The organism is Corynebacterium sp. (assembly GCF_012837295.1).
Lineage (GTDB): Bacteria > Actinomycetota > Actinomycetes > Mycobacteriales > Mycobacteriaceae > Corynebacterium.
The window spans coordinates 1-4119 of record NZ_DURI01000173.1 but is presented as its reverse complement, the minus strand read 5'-3'; the positions used below and the strand labels follow the sequence as shown (position 1 = coordinate 4119).

At 69.8% G+C, this 4119-nt stretch carries 5 protein-coding genes; 3 read left to right on the top strand and 2 right to left on the bottom strand.

Annotated elements, in window-relative coordinates; translation table 11 throughout:
• The 3 genes from GX015_RS05965 to GX015_RS05955 form a co-directional block, all read left to right on the top strand.
• The coding region (locus GX015_RS05965; protein WP_291343562.1) for a helix-turn-helix transcriptional regulator at positions 1 to 295 on the top strand (295 nt) is incomplete at its 5' end.
• 122 nt (positions 296 to 417) lie between these two features.
• On the top strand, positions 418 to 1179 hold the full coding sequence (locus GX015_RS05960) for an ATP-binding cassette domain-containing protein (RefSeq protein WP_366926240.1): 762 nt from the start codon (positions 418 to 420) through the stop codon (positions 1177 to 1179).
• A gap of 97 nt (positions 1180 to 1276) precedes the next feature.
• Entirely contained in the window at positions 1277 to 2104 is an 828-nt protein-coding gene (locus GX015_RS05955; protein ID WP_291343561.1) for a hypothetical protein, read from the top strand.
• 106 nt (positions 2105 to 2210) lie between these two features.
• On the opposite strand, the gene GX015_RS05950 is transcribed toward GX015_RS05955, so the two are convergent.
• Together GX015_RS05950 and GX015_RS05945 are read right to left on the bottom strand one after the other, a co-directional pair.
• Positions 2211 to 2924 (bottom strand): TIGR03089 family protein, encoded by a 714-nt coding sequence (locus GX015_RS05950; protein ID WP_291343560.1) that lies wholly within the window; start codon positions 2922 to 2924, stop codon positions 2211 to 2213.
• A gap of 40 nt (positions 2925 to 2964) precedes the next feature.
• Positions 2965 to 3903, bottom strand: a complete 939-nt coding sequence (locus GX015_RS05945) for an AEC family transporter (RefSeq protein WP_291343559.1) — start codon at positions 3901 to 3903, stop codon at positions 2965 to 2967.
• Positions 3904 to 4119: the final 216 nt, after the last annotated feature.

The window sequence follows — 4119 nt, the reverse complement described above, 5'->3', positions numbered from 1 at the left end:
GTTCGGAGGGGGCGGCGGATTCGGGGGCGGTGGGACGTCGTCAAGCGAGGCCGCCGGGGAGGCGCGCACCCGCGACGACCTGCCGGACCCGCTGACCCTGCGCGAGGAGGAGATTCTGCGGCTCATCGCGCTGGGGCGGACGAACGCGGAGATCGCGGAGGAGCTGTTCATCGCGATGCCGACCGTGAAAACGCACGTCGGGCGCATCCTGATGAAGACCGGCGCCCGCGACCGCGTCCACGCCGTGCTGTTCGCGCTGAGCACCGGGCGCGTCGGCGTCGGCGAGCTGGAGTAGCGGCCGGGGGCCGGGGCGGGACGCGACTAGTACCCGGGTATGACCCGCCGGGGCCCGATCTCCCTTCCGAAACCATCCCGTGGACCGATGGGAAACGACGGCCGCGCGGCGACGATGAAGTCATGTTCGAAATCAAGAATCTGACCAAGTCCTACGGCCGGCACCGCGTCGTCGAGGACCTCACCTTCGACGTCCCCGACGGCACCGTGACCGGATTCCTCGGCCCGAACGGATCCGGCAAGTCCACGACCATGCGCTGCATGCTCGGCCTGGACAAGATCGACCGCGGAGAAGCACTCATCGACGGCCGCTCGCTGGCCGGCTGCCGCGCACCCGCCCGCATCGTCGGCGCGATGCTCGATGCCGGATGGATGAACCCGAAGCTCACCGCCCGCGGCCACTTGACCGCCGTCGCCCGCAGCGCCGCCATTGACGCCGCCCGCGTCAACGAATGCCTTGCCCTCGTCGGCCTCGAATCCGTCGCCGGCAAGCGCATCGGCGGTTTCTCGCTCGGCATGAAGCAGCGCCTCGGCCTGGCCACGGCGATGCTCGGCGACCCCGCGCACCTCGTTCTCGACGAACCCGTCAACGGCCTCGACCCCGACGGCATCCGCTGGATCCGCCGCTCCATCCGCGCCTTCGCCGACGAGGGCCGCGCCGTCCTCGTCTCCTCCCACCTCCTGTCCGAGATGGAGGTCACCGCCGACCGGCTGGTGATCATCGGCAAGGGCCGGCTGATCGGGGAGTGGGACAAGCAGGAGCTTCTCGACGGCCACTCCTCCCTCGAAGAGGCCTATTGGGCCGTGGCATCCGCCCACGCCGAGTACGGCAGCGCCGGCGAGAACGCGGCACCGGGCGGGTACCCGGGCGCGGCCGTCGCCTGACCCTCCGCAACACCAGCCCCCGCAAGCCCAGCCCGGACGCGAGCCGCAACCCGGAACCCGCTCCCGAAGCCAGATCTCGAACCCCAGGAGAAACGCCATGACCACGTCATATTCGCCCGCCACCGCCCGCTCCGGCACCGCCCGCTCCCGTACCGGCACCGCCCCGACTTTCGCCGTCTCCGAGGGCGCACTGCCGGGCCCGCTGAATCTGCTCGGCTCTGAAGTTGTCCGACTGCTCAACCTCCGCTCCACGTGGGGATACGTGATCGCGATCCTCGCCTTCACCATCGGTCTCCCGTTGATGATGTGGTTCGCGACCCGCGGCGGGCCCGCCGAGTTCATGTTCGAGCCGACGTTCCCGCAGGTGTTGCTCGGCGCGGACGTCGTGGTGATCATCGCCATGATCTTCGCCGCCGCCGGTTCCGCCTCCGAGATTTCCGGCCGCCGCGTCGCTTTCGGCTATCTTTCCGCGAACGACCGGCCGGGGGTGCACGTCGCCCGGCTCGTGGCGCAGGTGCTCATCGTCTGCGCCTCGATCCTCGTCGGCTTCGCAGTCGCCGCGGGCGTCCTCGCCGCAGTCGGCGCGCTCGTTCCGGAGGAGTTCGGCGTCGCCGCGGCGACCATCGGAATGCTGCTGCTGTGGACGGCGATCGGCTCGGCCGTCGGCATGCTCGTCCCGGTCACCGCGGTGGCGGTGGGCCTGCCGATCGCGTGGATCATGGTCATCGAGATCGCCATCAGCACCGTGCCGCTGGAGTTCCTGCAGACGCTGTCGAAGTACCTCCCGTGGGTGTCGTCGCGCCAGCTCATCGGCATGATGGACATCGGCGTCTCCGATCTTCATGCCGGCATCGTCTTGGCCGCGTGGTCGATCGCGATCATCGGCGGCGGCATTCTCGTCGCCTCCCGCCGCGACGTGAAGTAGTCCCGTCCCGCACTGGATCGCACCATCCGCAGGACTCCATGACGAAGGGCCCGCATCCCAGGTGGGATGGGGGCCCAAAGCATGCCGCTTGACGACGGCCGACCGCCTAACCCAGGGGCCGGGCCTTTTCGATGTCGGCGATCCGCTCCAACCGCTCATCATCGCCGTCGCGGACGATCACGGCCGCCCCGCCGACGGACCATGCGGCGAGCACCGATCGGATCCACTCGTCGGCGGTCGGGCCGCCTGCCCAACCCTGGGAGATCACGCGGGCGCCATCGTCCAGCCCGGCCTCCTCGGCCACCTTTTTGGCGCGCACGGTGAGCTCCTCGGGCGTCGCGCCGTCGATGAGCACCTGCCCCGCATCCGGGCCCATGCCGATGTACCCGTCCGGATGCAGCCGGACCTCCGGCCCGAAATCGACGACGCCCGGGGGAATCTCGCCGCCGGTCTCGACGACCCCGCGGCCGAAGGCGTCGTCGGTGACCGCCGCCAGGTACGCGTCGGGGAACTTCTCCTCCCACTCGGACAGCTTGCCGACGGTCGTGAACACGACCAGCGGATCATCGTCGCTCAACTCGACGCCCGCGCGCTCGGCGCCGACGATGATGCACGCCGCCTGCCAGATCGGCGGCAGATCGATCCACGCCGCATCGCCGGGGTCGAGATCGAATTCGTCGTGGAGCATGTTCGCGATCTTCGACGCCCAGTTGTCCAAGGTGGTGGCGCTCAAATCGGTGCGGCCACCGGTGGTTTCGTCGTAACAGGTAAGACGGGGGACGGAAGGGTCGGCGGACAGGAGTTCCTTGAGCAATTCCACGCCACCAAGGGTAGCGGCGAATGGGGAACCGGCGGCGGGATCAACCCAGCAGCAGGGCGATGACCAACACCACGGGGACGCACGCGAGCGTCGTCACCACCGCCGAGTCCCGGGCCTGGATGGTGCCGCGCCCGAACCGCGACGAGAAGGTGTACACGTTCTGCGCGGTAGGCAGGGCGGCGATGACCACGGCCGCCAGCAGCGCGTGGCCCTCCATGCCCAGCAGCACCGACGCGATGAACCAGGCGGCCAGCGGCTGGCCCAGGTTCTTCAGCACCGACGAGACCACGATCGCCCGGCGGGGCGCCGTGCCCTTGCGCAGCACCGTCGCGCCGTGCAGCCCGATGCCGAAGGCCAGCAGCGCCATGGGCACCGCCGCCTGACCGAGCAACCCGACGGGGGACGCGATGACCGTGGGCAGGCCGTTCGGCAGCGCGCCCGCGGCCAGCCCCAGCGCGGCGCCGACGAAAATGGGGTTCTTCAGTGGTGTGAGCACCGTGCGGCGGAGGTCGAGCCGCCCGCGCCGCGACGTGAGGATGTCCAGCACCGTCAGGCAGACCGGCGCGTAGAAGGCGATCTGGAAGATGAGCGCCGGCACGATCGCCGTCGCGTCGTGCAGCACCGCCGTGGCGATGGGGATGCCCAGGTTGGCGACGTTGTTGTAGCTCGAGGACATCGCGCCGACGACGCGCTCCGGCCCGCGCTGCCCCACGAGCGGCTTTGCGACGACCATGTACACCGCCGCCACCGTCAACGCCGACCCGGCCGCCACCACGAAGGCCTGGCCGAGGGCGCCGCCGGTGTCCGACGTCGCCAGCGTGTGCAGCAGCATGCACGGCATGGCCACCCAGTAGACGACCATGTTCAGGGCGTAGCCGCCGTTCTTGCCCAGCACTCCGCCGCGGCCGACGAGCCAGCCGATGGCGATGATGAGCGCCACCGAACCGAAGCCGGTGAGGATCTGCATCAGATCGGGCATGGGCGGCGGGACCTTTCGGGGGAGGGGCAAGCGGCGGCTGGGCGGCGGCCACATCAGAGCATAAGAAAGCCGAGCATAAGAAAACGGGCCCGGCCACCTCCCGTGGGGAGGGGCTCGGGCCCGTTCACGCTGTCATCGCATGTTCAACGTCATGCGGCCAGCGCTTGAATCAGCCTTGCGGCGGGTGTTCGATTGATCGGCTCCCGCCGACCAGCC

Coding starts and splice junctions, on each gene's coding strand:
- GX015_RS05960 (WP_366926240.1), top strand. CDS start 418: ATGTTCGAAATCAAGAATCTGACCAAGTCCTACGGCCGGCACCGCGTC.
- GX015_RS05955 (WP_291343561.1), top strand. CDS start 1,277: ATGACCACGTCATATTCGCCCGCCACCGCCCGCTCCGGCACCGCCCGC.
- GX015_RS05945 (WP_291343559.1), bottom strand. CDS start 3,903: ATGCCCGATCTGATGCAGATCCTCACCGGCTTCGGTTCGGTGGCGCTC.